A 456-nucleotide genomic window follows, 5' to 3' on the forward strand; every position below is an offset into this window, starting at 1 on the left:
CAGCCTCTCGCCCGATCTCCCTCCTTCTGTAAGATCAATCTTAGCGACTGGTCATATCTTTTTTGCATTGCACGATTGCGCAATTGTCATATTGACTATGCAGTCGATTTGACGTAAAAGTTCAATATGAGATCGGGCCTCGGCCGCTAGACCGAAGTTCCTCATCACTCATCAGTTCCCTGCAACCTCGATCCTTTCGAGCGGAGGCTTTCATGCGCCTATCGTACGGCAAATTCCTTTGTGTCTGTCTCACCGGCCTTTGTCTTGCTGGCTGTTCCGAAGAGGAGAAGGCAGCATTAGCAGCTCCGCGGCAGGCGCGGGCAGTGGTGGTGACGCCTCACAAGCTCGCCACGGTGGCGGAGGGCGCCGGTCGCGTCCAGTCGCGTTATGTCAGCGAGGTCGGCTTCGAGGTCGGTGGCCGGATCATCTCGCGCGATGTCGACATAGGCGCCGTCG

Annotated in this window: 1 pseudogene; it reads left to right on the top strand. The window is 56.8% G+C overall.

Annotation, left to right across the window (positions count from 1 at the left end):
* Nucleotides 1–212: 212 nt before the first annotated feature.
* Nucleotides 213–456 (top strand): annotated as a pseudogene (locus tag NMG80_RS37665) (efflux RND transporter periplasmic adaptor subunit); the annotation flags it as partial.

Origin of the sequence: Mesorhizobium escarrei (assembly GCF_935825525.1) — a bacterium.
Taxonomy (GTDB): Bacteria; Pseudomonadota; Alphaproteobacteria; order Rhizobiales; family Rhizobiaceae; genus Mesorhizobium; species Mesorhizobium escarrei.